This window comes from Bacillus sp. DHT2 (assembly GCF_026241455.1).
In the GTDB taxonomy this organism is placed as follows: domain Bacteria; phylum Bacillota; class Bacilli; order Bacillales; family Bacillaceae_G; genus Bacillus_A; species Bacillus_A pseudomycoides.
On the sequence record NZ_JAPHWH010000002.1, the window covers coordinates 440,054 to 460,608 of the forward strand.

Consider the following 20,555-nt stretch of genomic DNA (forward strand, 5'->3'; position numbering starts at 1 on the left):
GTGCGTTTACTAGACGCACCTTTTACTTTGTAGATTCTCGTTCGATTAATATAAACTCTTGCTTCACTTCCTCAAGTTTTACTTGTTCCTTTTTCATTTTCCCTACCAATCTTTGTACAGCTAATACTCCTTGCCTTTCAAAACAACTTCCAATTGTTGTCAAAGGCGGCGTAACCCATTCACCTTGTAAACTTCCCTTAAAACCAATGACTTGCAAATGATTCGGTATATGGAGATCAAGAGCATTCGCCGCGCGAATTGTAGCAATTGCAATCGCATCGCTAGCAGCTACTATACCATCTATATAAGGATGCTTCCGTAATAATTCAGCAATTTGACTTTCCTCATCTTGTCCCTTTATTTTTTCTTCTCGATAAGCAATTCCTTCATCCCAAACAGCATCTAAAAAACCAGCAGTGTGCTCTTCCATTGCTTCGTCTTCTATCTTATCCCCAATATAAGCAAGAAAATGACAACCTTTTTCTTTCAATACAGTAACGGCCTTTCTACCACTTTCATAATATGTAGAAATAGATGCTGCCTCTGTTCCGCCCTCAAGTACAACAAATGGAAGGGAAAGTTGCTTCACATGCTCAAATACATCTTTCGTCATAATAACGCCAGCAATATTATTTTGCATTAATATATCTATATATCCTGTTTTATTTTCTGTATTACAAATAACAATTTGATATCCTTCTTTATATGCAGCTTCTTCTACTGAACGAAGTAATGTTATATAGGATGGATCTTCTAAATTTGATACTAATATAGCAATCATTGTCGAAGATTTTTTAAATAACGCCTTCGCTACAGCATTTGGTTTATACTGTAGTTCTTCAATTGCTTGTTTTACTTGTTTTACTGTATCCTCATGAACATACCCTTTTTCATTAATGACTCGTGAAACGGTTGCGACTGAAACACCGGCCAATTTTGCAACATCACGTATGGTTGCCACATCGTCACCCCTTAATATGGTAATAGCTTACAATTTAAACCTAAAACAAAGTAGGGTATTCGTCAAGGTTATTATTTTATATTTCTGAAAATTGTTACATAAAATACTTCTTACATTTTCCATCTTCAACATATATAAAGATGGATTTTATAAATTCATCTTTTCTAGTTGAATTTCATGTAAAATCGCGATGTTATCATAGCCAATAAGCGGAATTTCTCGCTTTATCTTCCTTGCTTCCTTGACCGCATCAATATATAAATTCGTCATCATAAAACCACGTTTCTGATAAAAACGAAGTGCGTTTGTATTATCATTTGTTGTAATAAGCCACACCTTTTTACAACATTGTTTTTTTGCAATATCAATTACGTACTCTACAAGCTTAGTTCCAATTCCCTTGTTCTCCTTAAAGCTATCTAAAGAAACAATCTCACAATCATTTTCTTTTATTTCATATGTAATAATTCCTATTATTCTGTTATCTTCAGTTGCAATAAAACCAGGCAATTGATCTAACTGATGTGCTCTTTCACGTGAAACCATCAACGTGCTTCCCCAATTTTCATGCATAAAAAGTTCAATTGTTTTTCTCATTTCCACTGTGATTTTTTGTATTCGAATCATGTCCCACTCTCTCCCCCTTTTACATCATTATGATACAATATAAGTGTATCATATGCAGAGATATTTGGAGGATGAGGGAAGATATGAAACGTTTTTTTACAGCATTGCTAACCATAATAGGAGCATTAATTGGTATCGGTATTTTCTTTACCAATAAAGTAATGTATTTAAAGAAAAAAACAGAGGAAGAAATTTTAGAACGTGAAACAAAAAAACACTTTCGCTTAGAGGATTTTAACGCCATTCCAAAAGAAGAGGTTCGTATCCCGTCTCAATTTAAATACGACCTTCACGGCTACTACATTTCTGCAGGCAATTCTAATAAATTTATGATTTTTTGCCACGGTGTAACCGTAAATAAAATAAACTCTGTCAAATATGCAAATTTATTTTTAAACAGAGGCTACAATGTATTTATTTATGATCATCGTCGCCATGGTAAAACAGGTGGTAAAACGACAAGTTATGGCTATTACGAAAAATATGATTTAAAGACGGTAGTTGACTGGCTCAAAGACCGTTTTGGTACAAATATTATACTTGGTGTTCATGGAGAATCAATGGGAGCAGCGACATTGCTACAATACGCAGGTATGGTGGAAGACGGTGCTGATTTTTACATTGCAGATTGTCCATTTTCTGACTTCTACGAACAATTACACCATCGCTTAAAAGTCGAGTTTCATTTACCAAAATGGCCACTACTACCATTGGCAAATGCCGTTTTAAAAGTACGAGACGGTTATACAATACGTGAAGTTTCTCCTATCGATTGTGTAAAAAACATAAATAATCCAGTCCTTTTTATTCATAGTAAAGACGATGACTATATTTTATGTGATATGACAAAAGCCCTTTATGAAGCAAAAGAAAATAATAAACAGCTCTTTATTGCAGAACACGGTGCACACGCTTGCTCTTATAACGAAAATAAACAAGAGTATGAGGATGCCGTTGATCAATTCATAGAAACATATGTAAAAGAAACAAAAAACAGGCTTGCATAAGCCTGTTTTTTCATATTACTGCGCTAAAACATCTGTAACTTGTTCCATATTTTCAGAAATCCATTTTACCGCTTCATCAAGCGTTTGAAATTCTGTCGTTTGAAATGTTACCTCATCTTGCAAAAGCCACACATCTTTTGCTTCTTGTCCCACACCTGCAATCGACCAATGAAGTAAGCTATATGGATGATTATCATTTAAAAACGATGCCCAAGTGCGCTCATTTGCAATATTTTGTAATGTACGTAATTGTTTATTCATGTTTCGTCACCTTACTGTATTTCAGTTATAAACGTTATTATAACATTCTCTGCCCCTACACACAAAGAACTGTTTTCTTATTGTCAAGTGCTTCCTACAATTATATGATGAACATAAGCGTTTGAGAGGAGGGGAATAACGTTGGCAAAAGTTCAAATTAAAGTAAATGATAATGGTTCATTTCGCATTACAGGGGATGTGGAATTAATCGACTCACAAGGGAATGCTTTCCCGGCAAAACCTGCATTTTCTTTATGTCGCTGTGGCTTATCAAAAAATATGCCTTATTGCGACGCTTCGCATAAAGGCATATTTGAATCTGTTGTTCGAGCACCAAAGGGAGAATAATGATATAAGAAGCACGCGCAATGACTTGCGCGCGCTTCTTATATATGCCCTATATAAAAACCTAAAAATGCTGAAAAAATGCCTAGCATATAACTCATTATTAAATACAATACAGCCTTTTGTCCTTCTCGCTTATGTATCAATTGAACAATTTCAAGCTTAAATGTTGAAAACGTAGTAAATGCTCCCATAAATCCTGTTCCGCATAATAATAGCCATGTACTACTCACCTCAGCTCCATACAATAGACCTAGTAAAAATGAGCCTAATATATTTACAAATAGTGTTCCATATGGAAACAAGCTTCCGTACTTTTCTTTCATTGCATTACTAATAGAAAATCTAGCAATTGCTCCAAAAAAACCACCGATTCCTACAAGCAATATATTCATAGTGCTCCTTCTTTCTTCATGCTTTTTTCATATAATGCATTTCCAAGATAAAATCCAAATAAAGAAAAGAGCAATCCTCCAACTACACTTGTACTTACATAATAAAATGCCATAAGAAACGCTTCATGCTGCATGAATTTCAATGTCTCTACGTTAAATGTTGAAAAAGTGGTAAAAGAACCAATCATTCCTGTTCCAATGCTACTCATTATCACTTGTGAAACATGTTTCATACGAAACAAATACATCGTTAAAAATGCCAATAAAAAACTACCAATCATATTCGCTGACCATGTTGCCAGCGGAAAAGAATCGACTGAATGAATACCAGCCCATTGTCCTAATTCGTATCGTGCTAAAGCTCCAACAATACCACCGATTCCTACTGCAATATATTTCATATTTCCACCTCGTTTACATATACTGAAATCTTTCCCATACTATATATACATTTTGATTCTCCAACATTTAAGTCGCGGCTATGAAAACAAAAGCAGACCTCCATTTATTTTCTCCTTTTGTTTAACATGGCATGGGGTGAACCGCCTCGGACTCTCTCTCCTCCCCTAAAAAGAAAAGGTTTTCTATCAAGTTTTCAATTTGTATTTATATAGTATAACAAAATTAATTCCCCCCTTCATTTTCATACAATTCTTCACATTCGAATATTTTTTACTATCCCTTTTTCTTTTTTGTGCTATAATGTGAGCAAACAGCATCCTTCGGGGTCGGGTGAAATTCCCAACCGGCGGTGATGAAGTGCACACTTCTAAGTCCGTGACCCGTTTCCAACTCGGAAACGGTGGATCTAGTGAAATTCTAGGGCCGACAGTATAGTCTGGATGGGAGAAGGATATGTTTTCTAGTGCTTATATAGCGAATACACTTTTATTTTGGCGTACACATTTTTACTGATTCGTTTTGAATCACTGTATATGTTTTATTTCATATACCTATTTTTCTATGCTGAAATAAAAAGATACGACTAGCGTATAAAAAATTGATAGTTTGCTAGGCTTTTTTCTCGTGCAAAAATATCAATTATCGTTAGGCTTCTTTCCTATACTCTCGTATTCGAACTATATTACTAGAAATCACGTCTCCCAAACCCCAAGGATACTATTATCCTTGGGGTTTTTTGATTTTTCTTAGGAGAGGTGAAAAGAATGACAGACCAAGAATATATGAGGATTGCCTTGCAATTAGCACAAAGTACTGCAGGTCAAACAAGTCCAAATCCAATGGTCGGTGCTGTTGTTGTAAAAGATGGAAACATCGTTGGAATGGGAGCGCATCTGCGTGCAGGCGAAGAACACGCTGAAGTTCACGCTCTTCGCATGGCCGGTGATAAAGCACACGGCTCCACTGTATATGTAACGTTAGAGCCGTGTAGTCACTTTGGAAAAACTCCACCGTGCTGCGATCTACTTATTGAAAAAAAGGTGAAACGTGTTGTAATTGCCACACTTGATTGCAATCCGCTCGTTTCAGGTAGCGGCGCAAAACGTTTGCAAAAAGCTGGTATTAGCGTAACTACTGGTGTTCTCGAAGAAGAGGCCACCGCATTAAACCGGTACTTTTTCCACTATATGAAAACGAAACTGCCGTTTGTAACAATAAAAACAGCGATGAGTTTAGATGGAAAAATAGCAACTACTACCGGGGAAAGCAAATGGATTACAGGTGAAGTTGCTCGTACAGATGTCCATCAATATCGTCATACGCACGATGCCATCCTTATCGGAGTGAATACTGTCATAGCTGATAATCCATCTTTAACAACACGCCTTCCAAACGGCGGCAAGCATCCGATTCGTATTATTTTAGATACACATTTACGAACTCCGCTATCCTCTCATGTCATTACAGACGAGATGGCACCAACATGGATTATTGTTGGAAAAGATGTAAATAAAGAAAAAATAGCGGGCTACGAATCTCAGGCGGTATCTGTACTTCAAATGAAGACGAGCCAAATTGAAATACGCGACCTTCTCCTCCTTCTCGGTGAGAAACAAATCCTTTCACTCTTTGTTGAAGGTGGACAATCGGTACACGCGAGCTTTTTAGAAACAAAGTGTTTCAATGAAATTGTGACCTATATAAGTCCAAAATTAATCGGCGGAAAAGATGCTCCAACTATGTTTGGTGGCACCGGCTTTATAAAACTGCAAGATGCAATTTCCTTGCAAATTCAAGAGATGAAACAAATTGGTGATGATATAAAAATCGTTGCTAGTGCGCGAAATGAGGTGCCTGCATGTTTACAGGAATTGTAGAAGAACTTGGAACTGTTTCGAATATCAGGCAAAGCGGAGAAGCGATGAAGCTAACAATTACAGCAAACACAATCTTGTCAGACGTAAAACTAGGAGACAGTATTGCTGTAAATGGGATCTGTTTAACCGTCACTTCTTTTACAGCGTCTTCTTTTACTGTTGATGCGATGCCTGAAACGGTGCGAGCGACATCATTACGTATGCTCGACACCAGTTCTAAAGTAAATTTAGAACGAGCAATGGCTGCAAACGGACGCTTTGGTGGACATTTCGTCACAGGGCATATCGATGGAATTGGAACCATTTTAAATAAAAAACAGCACTACAATGCTATATATTACAAAATTGGAATTCCAGATGATTTACTCCGTTATTGTTTACAAAAAGGGTCCATTGCTGTTGATGGCACAAGTTTAACAATATTTGATATAGATGAATCTTCCATTACAATCTCGCTCATTCCACATACCGTAAGCGAATCTATCATTGGTAAAAAAGCGGCGGGAGATATTGTGAATATTGAATGTGACATGATTGGAAAATATATCGAACGTTTTATTTCAAAGCCAACAAAGCGAAGCACTTCAGTTACAGAAAGCTTTTTACAAGAAAACGGATTTCTATAAGGAGGAAGCACAATGTTTCATCGTATTGAAGAAGCACTAGAAGATTTAAAACAAGGAAAAGTCGTCATCGTATGTGATGATGAAAGCCGTGAAAACGAAGGAGATTTCATCGCTTTAGCAGAGAACATTACACCAGAAACAATTAATTTTATGATTACACATGGCCGTGGCCTTGTCTGTGTACCGATTACAGAACAATATGCGGAACGCTTACAGTTAGAGCCTATGGTTTCTCATAATACAGATTCTCATCATACTGCGTTTACAGTAAGCGTTGACCATATTTCTACAACAACAGGTATTAGTGCTTACGAACGTGCAACGACTGTGCGCGAATTATTAAATCCGGATTCAAAAAGAACAGATTTTAATCGTCCGGGTCATATCTTTCCTTTAATCGCCAAAGAAGGTGGAGTCCTGCGCCGCGCTGGGCATACAGAGGCAGCTGTTGATTTAGCAAAATTATGTGGCGCAGAACCAGCCGGAGTTATTTGTGAAATTATAAATGAAGACGGCACGATGGCACGTGTTCCTGATTTAGTACAAGTTGCAAAACAATTTAATATAAAAATGATTACGATTGAAGATTTAATCGCCTATCGCCGCCATCATGAAACGCTCGTGACAAGGGAGATTGAAATTACATTACCGACAGATTTCGGTACATTTCATGCAATCGGTTATTCCAACTCATTGGATCAGAAAGAACATATCGCTCTCGTAAAAGGAGACATTTCTACTGGTGAACCTGTTCTCGTTCGTGTGCATTCTGAATGTTTAACTGGCGATGTTTTCGGTTCATGCCGCTGTGACTGTGGTCCACAGCTTCATGCTGCTCTTTCTCAAATTGAACGCGAAGGAAAAGGTATTCTTCTTTATATGCGCCAAGAAGGCCGCGGGATTGGCTTGCTGAATAAGCTCCGTGCATACAAATTACAAGAAGAAGGATTAGATACTGTTGAGGCAAATGAAAAACTAGGATTTCCTGCCGATCTTCGCGATTACGGCATTGGTGCCCAAATCTTAAAAGATCTAGGGTTACAGCAATTGCGTTTATTAACGAATAACCCAAGAAAAATCGCAGGTTTGCAAGGTTATGATTTAGAAGTTGTCGAACGCGTACCATTGCAAATGCCAACAAAAGAAGAAAACAAAACATATTTACAAACAAAGGTAGAAAAATTAGGTCACCTATTAAACTTATAATCTATTAATTATAATTAAAGGAGAGATATCTTATGGTATTCGAAGGTCATTTAGTTGGTACAGGATTAAAAGTAGGGATTGTTGTTGGACGTTTCAATGAATTTATTACGAGCAAACTACTAGGCGGTGCACTAGACGGTTTAAAACGACATGGTGTAGAAGAAAATGATATTGATGTTGCATGGGTTCCAGGCGCATTTGAAATCCCATTAATCGCAAAGAAAATGGCAAACAGCGGCAAATACGATGCTGTCATTACACTAGGTACAGTCATTCGCGGTGCTACAACTCATTATGATTATGTTTGTAATGAAGTTGCAAAAGGTGTTGCCTCTTTATCATTACAAACAGACATCCCAGTTATTTTCGGCGTATTAACGACTGAAACAATTGAACAAGCAATTGAACGTGCTGGTACAAAAGCTGGCAACAAAGGATATGAATCTGCAGTTGCTGCGATTGAAATGGCTCATTTATCAAAACAATGGGCATAAAAAAAGAGGCTTTCGCCTCTTTTTTCTTCTATTTATTTTCCCACTTTTTTCCGCACATCTTTTATCAATTCAGCCATCGTTTTTCCTTCTGTCTTAATACGAAGATTTTGAGCTGTTTTCCAGACATTTTCTCGCTTCTTTTCTTCCTCTACAATATGTAGCTCTTTTCTTACTTCTTTTAGATCCTTCCCTTCAGTTTCAATACCAAAATGCTCAGCTTTTGTTCGAAAATGCTGTTCGATTCTTTGCTGCATTTCTTTCTGTTCCGGATTTTCAGCTGCCTTAACAGGATCGGTGCTTATTGCCTTTAATAAAATAAGAAAGGTCATAATAGCTAGTATATATTTGTGCATTTGAAATCCTCCAACCCGAAATAAATTACACCTTTACTATGTACAATTACAGGGTGGAAAATTCGCCCACACAATTAAATTTTTTACTAAAAAGCTACTTATCTGAAGGACTAGAGGTACTTTATTACATTTTATTTACAATAAAATTTCACGAAAGACTACATTCATAAAGCTACAATCAATTTTTATTCATCTCTTAATTAAGTAACATCGTTCAAAACTTGAACGGTGTTGAAATAAGCTAAATTTCTAAGAAAGCTAATGTTAATATTTCACAATTATTGCTTAATTAAGACGAAGTAATAGAAAACGTTCACAAGAAAAAACGACTTTTTTAACATTTAATTATTAATCTTCCTAACATTCAAGATCACTGTCATCCATACTATATGGGCAAAAATCTTCTTGAATAAATCGTACTGCATTTAAAGCGATTATCTGTGCAGGCATAGAAGGATTACCATCTGGCAATCTAAGTTGCCGCCCAATTACTTGCTCTATTTTAGACAAAATATTAAATGAAAACTTATTATCAGTAGCTAAGGTAAGTGCATTCACCACAGAAGGATTACTTAATTGATTCGTCATATTTGTCCCTGCTTCAAGAACTAGCACGGAAGTACATTTATCATCTGTCAATTCTTTAGCGATTACCCCTCCGGTAGTTCCAGCACCAATCACAATATAATCGAAATATTTTTTTATTTACCTTTTTATTTCAATCACCCCTCCTTCATTTTCCATATGTGTTATTTGTTAGTGAAAAAAGGTGTTTGTACACAAAAGAAAATATTTTACTTTGTAATGGAAACCATAAAAACAGCCATCCTTTCATAAATATTCCATGAAAAAATGGCTGTTTTGTATAAACTTTATTCGATTATTCTAATCTACAAAGGGGCTTTCCCCCTCATTTTTACAGCGCACATTCCTCAATCTCAAACCCTAAATCTTCAATCATATTCCAATCTGCTGTTGGCTCTTGCCCCTCTGTTGTTAAATAATCACCAACAAAGATTGAATTTGCTGCGAATAAGCCAAGCGGCTGCACAGAGCGCAAATTAATTTCGCGGCCACCGGAAATTCGAATTTCTTTTGATGGATTGACAAATCGCATCATCGCTAGTACTTTTAAACATTCTACTGGTGTTAATTCTTTCTGTCCTTCAAGCGGTGTTCCTTTTACAGCAACAAGGAAGTTACATGGAATAGAATCCGCATCTATACGTTGTAATTCAAGCGCAATTTCAACGCGCTGCTCTTTCGTTTCCCCCATTCCAAAAATCGCACCAGAACATGGGGAAATACCCGCTTGCTTTGCTTTTTCTACTGTATCTACACGATCATCATACGTATGTGTTGAGCAAATGCTATCATAATTGTTTGCATGTGTATTTAAGTTATGGTTATAACGGTGAACACCTGCTTCTGCTAAGCGTCCTGCTTGATCCTCATTTAAAAAACCTAAGCAGCAGCAAATTTTCAAATCCGTTGTTTCACGGATTTCTTTCACTGCACCGATAACATGATTTACTTCTTTATCAGTTGGACGACGACCAGATGCAACAATACAGTATGTACCCGCTTTACGGCGAATTGCTTCGTGTGCACCTTCAATAATTTTTTCCTGTGTTAACCATGCATACTTATCGATTGGTGCCTCTGAAACGATAGACTGTGAGCAATACCCACAATCTTCTGGGCATAATCCAGATTTCGTATTAATAATCATATTTAATTTTACTTTTTTACCAAAATGATGATGACGTATGATATAAGCTGCATTCATAATCTCTAATACTTCTGTATCATCTGCTTCTAAAATAGCTATCGCTTCTTCTTTCGTTATACTTCTGCCCTCTACTACTTCAGATGCAATTTGCTTCCAATCTACTTTTGTTTGTACTTGTTTCATTTCTTCTCTTCCCCTCTTTTTCAATATACGCAAATAAAGCATGGTACGTTGCTACAATTTCCCCTTCTTCCGTGAAATCTTTTTCGTATATGCGGAGCATAGTTCGAAAGATAGACGGGCTTTGACAGTAAGATTCTGCATTGCTATTCGTCGCGCCTACTTTCCGAATCGATTGCAGAAACTCACGAACTGTAGCAAACTTCTCTATGTAACATGTTTCAGAAACATGAACATCCTCTGTTACACTTTCACATACATCTTGCAGCTGTTCTCTCGTTAAAAAATGTTGTCCAACAGATGCATCATTTTGCATATTTCTTTCTTTTTTAGCACTTTGAAATGCCGTATGAAGTTCTTGAAATGTTTGCTCTCCAAATGTTGAAAATAACAACAAGCCATCCTCAAATAAATGATGATGATATAAACGTTTCACCGTTGTTTGCAAATCGTTTAGCCATTGAAATGTTGCACTTGAAATAATGACATCAAATGACTCACTTAATGTAAGATGTTCAATATCTTCACACCGAAATGTCACAGATTCCACGTGATTTCTCGTTTTCGCAACAGCAATCATACTTTCAGCAAAATCAATTGCAGTAATTGCTGCATTTGGAAAGGAAACAGCTAATTGCTCAGTCAAATAGCCTGTGCCACATCCGAGTTCTAAAATACGGATAGACGACATCTTGTGATAGTGTTTTTTCATTATAGAAATTAATTGTTGCGCCATCTTTTTTTGTACACTTGCATATTGATCATAGGATACAGCTGCCCCATTAAATCGTTTTTGTAATAACGTTTTGTTGATCATTTTGTATCCCCTCTACAAACTGGATGATTTCATTTGCGCAATATTCGGAATCAGTTACACAAAGTGCATGCCCAGCTCCATTTATTACTTTAAGCGCCCCATTCGTATTTTCTTGTATATAGCGAGCAGCAGATAGTGGACATATCGCATCCTGTTCTCCATGAAGAAGTAATACCGGCATCTTTACATGCTTTAACTGACTTCTCATATCCATCTCTATTAAATAATCAAGTCCCAGCTGTAAAGATTCAATGAAATCACCTTGAAAACGTTCTGCAATGTCTTCAAATTGTTCACTATCTTTTATCTCTTGTTTTGTAAACATACTTTTATAGAAACGCTCCAATGTGTGGTCCTTTCGCTTCACTAAACTTCTTTTCATCCGCTCTACAAAAGGAAGTTTCCATCCACTCTCGTAATTTTCATCCACTGTAAACTTTGCTGTACCACCTATTAAAATCATCCCTTTTACCCGCACTCTATCACATGCTTGAAGGGCAGCTAATGCACCAAGTGACCATCCAATCAAAATCACATCCTGCCCTCTTGCAGCTTCTGCTACTCGTTCTGCAAACTCACTAAGTTCTTTTACACCACGCCATTCAACATGCCAGACAGAATATTCCTGAAAATACGGAAGTAATGGATCCCATACTTGTTTTTCCATCCCCCATCCAGGAATGAAAATAAGCTCGGGCTGTTTCATCTCATTCCCCCCTCTTCTTTACCAATTCGAATGATTTTCTCAATAGCCCATTGTAAGTCAGCTTTTGTATGTTCAGATGTAACTGCGAATCGGATTCGCGAACTATTATAAGGAACAGTTGGTGGCCTGATAGCAATTGCAGCAATTCCTGCCTCCTGCAGTTTTTTACTAAAATGTAGTGTAGCTTCATTCGACGCCACAATAATTGGTACTATATGTGTTGAACTATCACCAATATTGAAACCAACTTCTTCTAAAGCATTGCGGAAATAAGCTCCATTTTCTAAGAGCCGCTGCCGTCTTCCCTCATCTTCCTTCACAATTTCAATTGCACGTTTCATTGCGCCAAGTGTCCCTGGCGGTAATGCTGTTGTGAAAATGAAGCTTCTCATCGTGTTTTTCATATAATCGATACAAATTGCATCACCTGCTAAATAAGCTCCATAACACCCTAGCGCTTTACTAAACGTTCCCATATGAATGTCGATTCCTTCAGAAAGTCCCTGCTCTACATGCGCTAAACCAGCACCATGCTTTCCATATATTCCACCTGCATGCGCCTCATCAACCATCAATAATGCTCCATATTTTTCTTTCAGCATAATCAACTCTTTTAGATGCGCAACATCTCCATCCATGCTGAAAACCGTGTCTGTTACGATTAACTTTCGCTTTGCGACAGGTGCCATCTGCAACAATCTTTCCAAATATTCTAAATCATTATGTCGATATCTTTTATGTTCTGCACCGCTAAGCATAATCCCATCAACAATGCTGGCATGATTTAACTTATCGCTAAAAACAATGTCGTGACGCCCAACTAAAGAAGAGATTGCCCCGACATTTGCTGAATATCCACTGTTCACAATGATTGCTTTTTCAGTTTCTTTCCAATCACAAACACTCTGTTCTACCTCTTCATATAGTGCATAATTTCCTACAACAAGTCGTGATGCTGTCGCTCCTACTCCATATTCCTTTGTCGCTACAATAGACGCTTCTTTTAATCGTCTATCTCCCGCCAAGCCTAGATAGTTATTCGAAGCTAAATTTAACATACGTTTTCCATTCCTAATAAGCCATGGTTCTTCAGCTTGCTCAGTCATAACTACATGTCGATATTGTGATTTCTCTTTCAAACGATTTAAACTAGAGTGAAAGTGTAGATTCCACGTTTGATCCATGTTTGACGAACTCCTCTAAATTTGAAATCGTAATATTCTCTTCTGCTGCTCTCAATAGTTCTTCACGCGTAAACCCTTCTTGAAGCTCTGGTAGTAAACCCAAAACCGGAATACCACTTAACTCCTCAATCATTTCTTTATTCTCTTGCACACGTTCCTTCTCACATTCCTTACAGCCGGATAAAATAACACCCGCAACTGTTAAACCATGGGCTTTCGCATACGAAATCGTTAAAACGGTATGATTCACAGTACCTAACGCCGGACGCGCGACAATAATAAGTGGTAATTTCAATTCCTTTGCAAAATCAACCACTAAAGCATCTTCTGTATATGGGACTGCAAGACCACCTGCACCTTCTACAAGCAAACTATCAAATTCTGTCATTAACTCATTATAATGAGCCGTAATTTGTGCTAGTGTCACAGTTCTTCCTGCTCGCCGCATTGCCAATCTTGGCGCGAGAGGTTCTTCAATAGAATAAGGACAAATGCGATCAGCCTCTGTCATTACTCCTGATGCCATTTTCAATCTAACTGCATCCCCTTCTGGATTCGAAGCGATGTGCCCGCTTTGCAATGGTTTATATATCCCTACGTTATACCCGCGATTTCTAAATACTCCTGCTAATGCACCTGTAACAACTGTTTTTCCCACTTCCGTATCCGTTGCCGTTATAAAAAAGCCACCCATTATTCTCCCTCCGTAACATCTGCAATTGCTTGATATAAAATGTGCAGCATTTCATCAATCTCATCTACTTGAGATGCTAACGGTGGCATAAATACAATGGTATTACCAAGCGGACGTAAAATCATTCCTAGTTCTCTTGATCGCTTACACACTTCCACGCCTACTCGCTCCGTCCACTCAAACGGCTCTTTCGTTTCTTTATTTTTCACAAGTTCAATTCCTACCATCAATCCACACTGACGAATATCTCCAACATGTTTGTATTCATAAAGTGCTTCCAATTGTTTCCCTACATATTCTGCTTTGTATGCAACATCTTTTACTAGATTTGTTTTTTCATAAAGTTCTAAATTAGCAATTGCAACTGCGCAACCTAATGGATTGCCGGTATAACTATGACCATGGAAAAATGTTTTCTGCTCTTCATAGCTACCTAAAAAAGCATCATAAATTTCATCTGTTGTCACAGTAATAGCTACCGGTAAATACCCACCGGTTAAGCCTTTTCCAGCTGTTAAAATATCCGGTGTAACATTTTCATGTTCACAAGCAAACATTTTTCCAGTACGACCAAATCCCGTTGCCACCTCATCTGTAATAAATAAAACATTATATGTTGTACAAAGATCTCGAAGACCTTTTAAATATCCTTTCGGCATTGTAATCATACCGCCTGCACCTTGCATTAACGGCTCTACAATAATCGCTGCAATCTCATCATGTTTTTCTTTTAATAACTCTTCCATTTCTTCCAAATGTTTTTGAACAATTTGTTCTTTGTCATCCCCATAAGGAGAACGATATGTATATGGATATGGCATTTTTATTGCTTCAAATAAGAGCGAACTGTACACTTGGTGAAACAAGTCAATCGCTCCTACTGAAACAGCTCCAATTGTATCTCCATGATATGCTTCTTTTAATGTAATAAACTTTTGTTTTTTAGGTTTTCCTTTATGCTGCCAATATTGAAAAGCCATCTTAATTGCAATTTCAACAGCTGTAGAACCAGAATCTGAATAGAATACTTTTTTCAAACCTTCCGGAACAACTTCAATGATCTTTTCTGCAAGTAAAATCGATGGCACATTTGCAAGTCCTAGCATAGTCGAATGCGCGACTTTATTTAATTGTTCACGAATTGCATTATCTAATTCAGGAACATGATGTCCATGAACATTAAGCCAAATGGATGAAACGCCATCCCAATAACCATTTCCATTTACGTCATATAATTTACGGCCTTCTCCTCGCTCAATAATAACTGGATCTTCCGCTAAATAGTCCTTCATTTGCGTAAATGGATGCCATACGTATGCTTTATTTTTCTCAGCCAACTCTTCATATGTATAGGTTGTTCTTTTACTTGTATTGCTACTAACAGTCACAATTGTCACCCCTAATGTTAACTTTTATATAAATATAGTTAACATTAAAATTAAAATACTGTCAATTATTTTAAAAGGTAAATGTTCTTAAAAAAGAACGACTTATCATAAGATAAGTCGTTTTATTTTCCATGCTGAATCTTTCCGATTTCCAAAATAATCTCTTCGTCTTTTTTCCCTTCAGTATCAATTCCAAGTTTTTTTGCATGTTCTATAAGCAGCTCATGACGCTTTTCAAACCTTGCTGTATTTAACTCTTTTTGAATTTCTTTTTCTGTTTTTCCTTCAAGAGGAACACCTAATTTAGCAGCTGTTTTCTCTCTATTCTTTTCTTCTTTGACTTTCTCTAATTCCTTTGTTTCTACTTTTTGCTCAACCTTTAATTTCGGTTGATCTGGTGATGCCGCAAATACTGTATAAATTCCAGCACCTCCACCAAGAACAAGTAAGGTTGTCAAAAGAAATAATTTTTTCTTCATTCACTCCCCTCCTTTCTATTTTCATTATAACGCACAAATAAGAACTAAAAAAAACATTCTCTCGTTATTTTCTTTAAAAAAATAATAAGTATATATGTTGACATATGTGATAGATATGTGATAAAAATTTAACTAACATCATATGAATCGGCGATGATAGGATTTAGTAGTATTTCGTTTCCTGATTTCAGAGAGCTGGTGGTCGGTGCGAACCAGTACAGAGCGAATTATGAATTACCCCCTGGAGCTTCTTTTACGAAACGTTTGGAGTAGTGAAAGACGGTTATGGACCGTTATTTCTACAGAGTGGTGAAATGAAACTGTTTCACAATTTAGGGTGGTACCGCGATTTTTTTCGTCCCTGCATATACTGCAGGGGCGTTTTTTATTTTCTGTTGGTGCATATTATACGACTCTTTATTTTGTGCTACGTTCATTTCACAAGCTAGGGTGGTACCGCGATTCTTTTCGTCCCTGCATATTTATATGCAGGGACGTTTTTTTATGATGCTAAACAATTACCGGTAATTTGTCGCAAAATTCTAAATTTTAGAAGGAAATATACAATATTGGCGAATTTTATATAAAAAAGAACTATTTTAGATTATTAGGAGGGGCAAACAATGGTTTCAAAAATTGAATCTATTCTTTTAACATTTTTCATCTTTTTCTGTATTGGCTTTAGCGTTATTCAATTAGGAACATCACCACACATTCCAATTTTATTTGGCATTATTGTATTATTAGCATTTGGATTTATTAAAAAAATCCCTTGGTCTACTATGGAAAAAGGAATGATAAGTAGTATTTCAGCTGGTATTCCATCCATTTTCATCTTCTTACTTGTCGGTGTATTAATTAGCGTTTGGATCGCTGCTGGGACAATTCCAACATTAATGGTATACGGATTCGGGCTTGTAGCACCAAAGATTTTCATCCCGACAGTCTTTGTTGTTTGTGCAATTGTCGGAACAAGTATCGGCAGCGCCTTTACAACAGCAGCGACAGTAGGACTTGCTTTTATGGGAATGGGTACTGCTCTTGGATACGATCCAGCACTTATTGCTGGTGCAATTGTTTCTGGAGCTTTCTTCGGGGATAAGATGTCTCCTTTATCGGATACAACAAACTTAGCTCCTGCTGTAACAGGAGTGGATCTATTTGAACATATTCGTAACATGCTTTGGACAACAATTCCTGCTTTCATTATTGCCTTTATCGCTTTCTTCATTTTAGGAAGTGGTTCTTCAGGAAATGTTGATTTCTCTACTTTTACAAATGCGTTAGAAAAGAATACAATCATTTCAATTGTCACACTTATTCCGATTCTATTACTATTCGTATGCGCATTTAAAAAAGTACCGGCTGTTCCAACTTTACTTGCTGGCATTGTAGCTGGTATTATCATTCTCTTTATTTTCAAGCCGGGTACATCACTTGCTGATTTGATGAAAATTATGCAAGATGGCTATGTTGCTAAGACAGGCATAAAAGATATTGATAGTTTATTATCACGCGGTGGATTACAAAGTATGCTTATGTCAATTGCACTTATTTTCCTTGCTCTTTCTATGGGTGGGTTACTACAAGGAATTGGCATTATTACTCAGCTTATGAACATTATTTCTAATTTCGTTAAGACAAGCACTCGTTTAATTATTTCTACCGCTTCAACAGCAATTGGAGTTAACTTCTTGCTTGGTGAGCAATACTTATCTATCGTTTTAACAGGACAAGCATTTGCTAACAAATACGATGAAGTCGGTTTAGAACGCCGTAATTTATCACGCGTACTAGAAGATGCAGGCACAGTTGTTAATCCTCTTGTACCATGGGGCGTAAGCGGCGTCTTCTTAGCAAACGTACTAAGCGTTCCAACAATTGATTATGTTCCATACTCAATTTTCTGCTTAGCTTGCCCAATCGTTACAATTATCGTTGGATTCACAGGATTCGGGCTTTCATGGAAAAAAGAAAAAACTGTTTCAGTTTCTTAAATGAAATATAAAGAAAAAGGGATTACCGATAGTGGTAATCCCTTTTTTCTTTATTCCTCTATTTGCGAACGTTATTATCTATTTGCTTTTTTTCGTCTAAATAACATAAACACGCCTGCTCCAACAAACGCAAGTCCCGCTCCAATTGTAGAGAAGACACTCGCTCCCGTTTTTGGTAAATCACGATCATCTTTGCTTGTTTCTTTATCCTCACTTACATTGGTAGGTGGTGTCGGTTTGTCCCCGCTGTTTCCTTCATCTGTTGTTGGTGGCGGTGTTGGTTTGTCCCCATCGTTTCCTTCACCTGTCGTTGGTGGTGGTGTTGGTTTGTCCCCATCGTTTCCTTCACCTGTCGTTGGCGGTGGTGTTGGTTTGTCCCCATCGTTTCCTTCGCCTGTCGTTGGCGGTGGTGTTGGTTTGTCCCCATCATTCTTTTTCGTTAAATCAATCGCATACTTCGCAAACTCATTTTCAGATGGACCAACATAAGAGATTTCCCCATCTTTTGTAATATACTTTTGCGCATTTGGTGAAGAGTCAAATGTCGTATTTAATTTTTCAGCAACGATTGGTTTAAACGCCCAGTTTTGATCTGCTGCCGGGTTAATAACTGGTGTTTCTTTCATATATTTCGCAATGATTTGACGTGTTTCATCTTGAGATTGATACACAACTTCTCCCTTACTTACACCTGGGAATGTTTGGCTACTACCACGGTAGTTATTGGTAGCAACAATAAATTCTTGATTATCAGCGATTGGTTTCCCATCATATGATACGTTCACAATACGATTCGCATTTGGATTTACTACTTTTCCATCTTTATCATATTTTGCTGGTTGTGTAACATCAATTTCGTATTTTACGCCATCTAAAATATCAAAGTTATATGTAGGGTAGTTTACATTTACTAATGACTGTTCTTCTGCTTTAGCTGGATCAATTTGATTAAACTGGCCTGCAGACATTTCAAGCCATTCTTTTACTTGTGCACCATTTACTTTTACAGCATACAGTGTATTTGGATATACATATAAATCAGCAACGTTTTTAATCGCTAAAGTTCCTGCTGGAATATCAGTATAATAAGTTGCACCATTTCGGCCGCCCGCTTTAAAAGGTGCACCTGCTGATAAAACTGGGATTCCTTTATATTTACTGTATTGTCCATTTTCTGCAAATAGCTTTTCTACATACCATTTTTGGGCATTCGTAACAAGCTGTACAGATGGATCATCTTGTACAAGTGAAAAATAACTATTAATTGGTGCTGTTGTTTTACCGACAGGTGTATTTACATATTTAATTGTCGCTTCATGATCTTCTTTAATTTCATCAACTAATTTCTTATCAGATTCTACTAATGCATTTCCTTTACTATCAGAAATCGGACGAACACTTGGAACTGATTTATCTTTTTGTACTTCCCACTTGCCGTTTACCTTTTTCAGCTCCATATCAATGATACCTAAATTACTTCCAAAAACACCTGGCATCACAACTGGAACACCGTTAAACTTGTCCGTTATTACCGTATGAGAATGTCCCATTAACACTGCATCAACACCAGGCACTTTTGTTGCTAAATAATATGATGCATTTTCCATGCCAGCATTATAACCACTTTGATCAACACCAGAGTGGGCTAATGCAACAATAATATCTGCACCTTTAGCTTGCATTTCTGGAACCAATTTCTCTGCCGTTTGTACAATGTCTTTCGCTTTTACTTTTCCTTCTAAATTCGCTTTATCCCAGCCCATAATTTGGGGTGGTACAAAGCCCATTACACCGATTTTCACTGTTTGTGTTTTGCCAGCTTCATCTGTTACTACTTTGTCAAAAATATGGTACGGTTTAAAGTAGTTTTCATCATTCTCTTCAATATCATCGCCATCGTATTTATATACATTTGAATTAATAACCGGGAACTGCGTTTTACTAGTCGCCTTCTTTAAGTAATCCAAGCCATAGTTAAACTCATGGTTTCCAAGAGAAATGACGTCATACTTCATTAAATTCATTACACGATATAAAGGGTGAACATAGTTTCCATCCAAACCTTTTTGCGCCACATAATCCCCAAGCGGCGTCCCTTGTAGAGCATCCCCATCATCAAATAGTACAGAGTTTTTCGCTTTTGCACGTTCCTCATTTACAAGAGTTGCTGTCTGAACTAAACCAACTTTATTATCTGTTTTCGTTTGATAATAGTCGTAGTTCATTAAGTTAACATGAATATCCGAAGTTTCCAATATTCGTAAATTAACTGTACTTTCTCCTGCTTGTTCCTCTGCATGAGCAATAGTTGGCATTACTTGAGGTGCGATAACACCTAATGCAAGCGTCGCTCCTGCTAGCGCTTTCTTTGATTTCTTCACAAAAAATCCCCCTTATTAAATTGTCCCTTTAAAAACAAATAAAATGAACTTTTCATCAAACTCTAATAAAGTATTCTCTACCTTCATTCTCTTATTTCCTCATATTAGAATATTAGAGTGATGCCTATTCACTTATCCCGCTATTTGCGGGCAGTAAGATCCTCACCTCAAAATTTAGCAGAAGCAAAAAAGTTAGATGGGGGATCAACTGCCCGTAAAAGCCCGATTGGTTCAACTAACCATCAGGTGAAGGGATGAAGAAAATCCCCCACTGATGGAAGTTTCACCTTATCTGACATTATCATATCGAACATACTTTCATATCGTCAATAATTTTTGACATACTTCTACAAATTTTATGTAAAGTTATTGTAAACTTTACATAAAGATATAATATAACCTTCCATTGCTTATACAGCTAAATATGATACAATAACCAATTA

General features: G+C 37.0%; 22 protein-coding genes, 1 riboswitch and 1 other annotated feature. Of the genes, 7 read left to right on the forward strand and 15 right to left on the reverse strand.

Annotated elements, in window-relative coordinates; genetic code table 11:
- Positions 1-22: 22 nt before the first annotated feature.
- Positions 23-961, reverse strand: a complete 939-nt coding sequence (locus ORL93_RS07295) for a LacI family DNA-binding transcriptional regulator (RefSeq protein WP_018780821.1) — start codon at positions 959-961, stop codon at positions 23-25.
- A 147-nt stretch (positions 962-1,108) separates the two neighbouring features.
- Positions 1,109-1,588 (reverse strand): GNAT family N-acetyltransferase, encoded by a 480-nt coding sequence (locus tag ORL93_RS07300; RefSeq protein WP_018766107.1) that lies wholly within the window; start codon positions 1,586-1,588, stop codon positions 1,109-1,111.
- An 83-nt stretch (positions 1,589-1,671) separates the two neighbouring features.
- Between ORL93_RS07300 and ORL93_RS07305 the strand changes: the two genes are divergently transcribed.
- Complete coding sequence (locus tag ORL93_RS07305; RefSeq protein ID WP_265958826.1) at positions 1,672-2,595, forward strand: alpha/beta hydrolase; 924 nt, start codon at positions 1,672-1,674, stop codon at positions 2,593-2,595.
- 15 nt (positions 2,596-2,610) lie between these two features.
- On the opposite strand, the gene ORL93_RS07310 is transcribed toward ORL93_RS07305, so the two are convergent.
- Positions 2,611-2,856 (reverse strand): DUF2552 family protein, encoded by a 246-nt coding sequence (locus tag ORL93_RS07310; RefSeq protein ID WP_003200083.1) that lies wholly within the window; start codon positions 2,854-2,856, stop codon positions 2,611-2,613.
- Between the two features lie 141 nt (positions 2,857-2,997).
- Here ORL93_RS07310 and ORL93_RS07315 point away from each other — a divergent pair, with 141 nt between their 5' ends.
- Positions 2,998-3,204 carry a CDGSH iron-sulfur domain-containing protein gene (locus ORL93_RS07315; RefSeq protein WP_003200081.1) on the forward strand — a complete coding sequence of 69 codons (207 nt, stop codon included), beginning with the start codon at positions 2,998-3,000 and terminating at the stop codon, positions 3,202-3,204.
- A gap of 38 nt (positions 3,205-3,242) precedes the next feature.
- On the opposite strand, the gene crcB (ORL93_RS07320) is transcribed toward ORL93_RS07315, so the two are convergent.
- Positions 3,243-3,596: a fluoride efflux transporter CrcB gene (gene crcB / locus ORL93_RS07320; RefSeq protein ID WP_016116195.1), complete on the reverse strand. Its 354-nt coding sequence runs from the start codon at positions 3,594-3,596 to the stop codon at positions 3,243-3,245.
- Positions 3,593-3,997: a fluoride efflux transporter CrcB gene (crcB, locus tag ORL93_RS07325; RefSeq protein ID WP_003208320.1), complete on the reverse strand. Its 405-nt coding sequence runs from the start codon at positions 3,995-3,997 to the stop codon at positions 3,593-3,595. The genes crcB (ORL93_RS07320) and crcB (ORL93_RS07325) overlap by 4 nt, the downstream gene beginning before the upstream one ends.
- Before the next feature lie 313 nt (positions 3,998-4,310).
- Positions 4,311-4,454: riboswitch (FMN riboswitch) on the forward strand.
- 308 nt (positions 4,455-4,762) lie between these two features.
- On the opposite strand from crcB (ORL93_RS07325), the gene ribD reads away from it, so the two are divergent.
- The 4 genes from ribD to ribH are packed head-to-tail and all read left to right on the forward strand — an operon-like array spanning position 4,763 to position 8,201.
- Positions 4,763-5,875 (forward strand): bifunctional diaminohydroxyphosphoribosylaminopyrimidine deaminase/5-amino-6-(5-phosphoribosylamino)uracil reductase RibD, encoded by a 1,113-nt coding sequence (gene ribD / locus ORL93_RS07330; protein WP_265958827.1) that lies wholly within the window; start codon positions 4,763-4,765, stop codon positions 5,873-5,875.
- A complete protein-coding gene (gene ribE / locus ORL93_RS07335; protein WP_018780817.1) occupies positions 5,857-6,501 on the forward strand; it encodes a riboflavin synthase in 645 nt (214 codons plus the stop codon). The genes ribD and ribE overlap by 19 nt, the downstream gene beginning before the upstream one ends.
- 12 nt (positions 6,502-6,513) lie before the next feature.
- On the forward strand, positions 6,514-7,707 hold the full coding sequence (locus ORL93_RS07340) for a bifunctional 3,4-dihydroxy-2-butanone-4-phosphate synthase/GTP cyclohydrolase II (RefSeq protein ID WP_018780816.1): 1,194 nt from the start codon (positions 6,514-6,516) through the stop codon (positions 7,705-7,707).
- Positions 7,708-7,739: 32 nt separating this feature from the next.
- Positions 7,740-8,201 carry a 6,7-dimethyl-8-ribityllumazine synthase gene (gene ribH, locus ORL93_RS07345; RefSeq protein ID WP_016131961.1) on the forward strand — a complete coding sequence of 154 codons (462 nt, stop codon included), beginning with the start codon at positions 7,740-7,742 and terminating at the stop codon, positions 8,199-8,201.
- 32 nt (positions 8,202-8,233) lie between these two features.
- Here ribH and ORL93_RS07350 read toward each other — a convergent pair whose 3' ends face one another.
- The 9 genes from ORL93_RS07350 to ORL93_RS07390 form a co-directional block, all read right to left on the reverse strand.
- Positions 8,234-8,554 (reverse strand): hypothetical protein, encoded by a 321-nt coding sequence (locus ORL93_RS07350; RefSeq protein WP_018766113.1) that lies wholly within the window; start codon positions 8,552-8,554, stop codon positions 8,234-8,236.
- A gap of 357 nt (positions 8,555-8,911) precedes the next feature.
- A complete protein-coding gene (locus ORL93_RS07355) occupies positions 8,912-9,235 on the reverse strand; it encodes a GMC family oxidoreductase N-terminal domain-containing protein (protein ID WP_018766114.1) in 324 nt (107 codons plus the stop codon).
- 235 nt (positions 9,236-9,470) lie between these two features.
- Positions 9,471-10,469, reverse strand: coding sequence for a biotin synthase BioB (bioB, locus tag ORL93_RS07360; protein WP_018766115.1), 999 nt, complete (start codon positions 10,467-10,469; stop codon positions 9,471-9,473).
- A complete protein-coding gene (bioC, locus tag ORL93_RS07365; protein ID WP_265958828.1) occupies positions 10,423-11,283 on the reverse strand; it encodes a malonyl-ACP O-methyltransferase BioC in 861 nt (286 codons plus the stop codon). The genes bioB and bioC overlap by 47 nt, the downstream gene beginning before the upstream one ends.
- On the reverse strand, positions 11,249-11,989 hold the full coding sequence (locus tag ORL93_RS07370; protein WP_018780814.1) for an alpha/beta fold hydrolase: 741 nt from the start codon (positions 11,987-11,989) through the stop codon (positions 11,249-11,251). The genes bioC and ORL93_RS07370 overlap by 35 nt, the downstream gene beginning before the upstream one ends.
- On the reverse strand, positions 11,986-13,173 hold the full coding sequence (gene bioF, locus ORL93_RS07375) for an 8-amino-7-oxononanoate synthase (protein ID WP_018780813.1): 1,188 nt from the start codon (positions 13,171-13,173) through the stop codon (positions 11,986-11,988). Before bioF ends, ORL93_RS07370 begins: the two co-directional genes overlap by 4 nt.
- Positions 13,139-13,867: a dethiobiotin synthase gene (bioD, locus tag ORL93_RS07380; protein WP_018780812.1), complete on the reverse strand. Its 729-nt coding sequence runs from the start codon at positions 13,865-13,867 to the stop codon at positions 13,139-13,141. Before bioD ends, bioF begins: the two co-directional genes overlap by 35 nt.
- Complete coding sequence (gene bioA, locus ORL93_RS07385; RefSeq protein ID WP_040118978.1) at positions 13,867-15,255, reverse strand: adenosylmethionine--8-amino-7-oxononanoate transaminase; 1,389 nt, start codon at positions 15,253-15,255, stop codon at positions 13,867-13,869. Before bioA ends, bioD begins: the two co-directional genes overlap by 1 nt.
- Positions 15,256-15,377: 122 nt before the next feature.
- On the reverse strand, positions 15,378-15,734 hold the full coding sequence (locus ORL93_RS07390; RefSeq protein ID WP_018780810.1) for a hypothetical protein: 357 nt from the start codon (positions 15,732-15,734) through the stop codon (positions 15,378-15,380).
- A gap of 144 nt (positions 15,735-15,878) precedes the next feature.
- Positions 15,879-16,100: a binding site (T-box leader), on the forward strand.
- A 257-nt stretch (positions 16,101-16,357) separates the two neighbouring features.
- Here ORL93_RS07390 and nhaC point away from each other — a divergent pair.
- Complete coding sequence (nhaC, locus tag ORL93_RS07395) at positions 16,358-17,731, forward strand: Na+/H+ antiporter NhaC (RefSeq protein WP_003208412.1); 1,374 nt, start codon at positions 16,358-16,360, stop codon at positions 17,729-17,731.
- Between the two features lie 74 nt (positions 17,732-17,805).
- Here the strand turns inward: nhaC and cpdB are convergent, their stop codons facing one another.
- Positions 17,806-20,112, reverse strand: a complete 2,307-nt coding sequence (gene cpdB / locus ORL93_RS07400) for a bifunctional 2',3'-cyclic-nucleotide 2'-phosphodiesterase/3'-nucleotidase (protein ID WP_265958829.1) — start codon at positions 20,110-20,112, stop codon at positions 17,806-17,808.
- Positions 20,113-20,555 lie beyond the last annotated feature (443 nt).

Bases quoted from the DNA above. Each gene is read 5' to 3' on its own strand.
- ORL93_RS07350 (WP_018766113.1), bottom strand. From the start codon at position 8,554: ATGCACAAATATATACTAGCTATTATGACCTTTCTTATTTTATTAAAG.
- ribD (WP_265958827.1), top strand. From the start codon at position 4,763: ATGACAGACCAAGAATATATGAGGATTGCCTTGCAATTAGCACAAAGT.
- ribH (WP_016131961.1), top strand. From the start codon at position 7,740: ATGGTATTCGAAGGTCATTTAGTTGGTACAGGATTAAAAGTAGGGATT.
- crcB (WP_003208320.1), bottom strand. From the start codon at position 3,997: ATGAAATATATTGCAGTAGGAATCGGTGGTATTGTTGGAGCTTTAGCA.
- ORL93_RS07305 (WP_265958826.1), top strand. From the start codon at position 1,672: ATGAAACGTTTTTTTACAGCATTGCTAACCATAATAGGAGCATTAATT.
- bioC (WP_265958828.1), bottom strand. From the start codon at position 11,283: ATGATCAACAAAACGTTATTACAAAAACGATTTAATGGGGCAGCTGTA.
- ORL93_RS07340 (WP_018780816.1), top strand. From the start codon at position 6,514: ATGTTTCATCGTATTGAAGAAGCACTAGAAGATTTAAAACAAGGAAAA.
- ORL93_RS07370 (WP_018780814.1), bottom strand. From the start codon at position 11,989: ATGAAACAGCCCGAGCTTATTTTCATTCCTGGATGGGGGATGGAAAAA.
- ORL93_RS07390 (WP_018780810.1), bottom strand. From the start codon at position 15,734: ATGAAGAAAAAATTATTTCTTTTGACAACCTTACTTGTTCTTGGTGGA.
- bioD (WP_018780812.1), bottom strand. From the start codon at position 13,867: ATGGGTGGCTTTTTTATAACGGCAACGGATACGGAAGTGGGAAAAACA.
- bioF (WP_018780813.1), bottom strand. From the start codon at position 13,173: ATGGATCAAACGTGGAATCTACACTTTCACTCTAGTTTAAATCGTTTG.
- crcB (WP_016116195.1), bottom strand. From the start codon at position 3,596: ATGAATATATTGCTTGTAGGAATCGGTGGTTTTTTTGGAGCAATTGCT.
- bioB (WP_018766115.1), bottom strand. From the start codon at position 10,469: ATGAAACAAGTACAAACAAAAGTAGATTGGAAGCAAATTGCATCTGAA.
- ribE (WP_018780817.1), top strand. From the start codon at position 5,857: ATGTTTACAGGAATTGTAGAAGAACTTGGAACTGTTTCGAATATCAGG.
- ORL93_RS07310 (WP_003200083.1), bottom strand. From the start codon at position 2,856: ATGAATAAACAATTACGTACATTACAAAATATTGCAAATGAGCGCACT.
- ORL93_RS07300 (WP_018766107.1), bottom strand. From the start codon at position 1,588: ATGATTCGAATACAAAAAATCACAGTGGAAATGAGAAAAACAATTGAA.
- nhaC (WP_003208412.1), top strand. From the start codon at position 16,358: ATGGTTTCAAAAATTGAATCTATTCTTTTAACATTTTTCATCTTTTTC.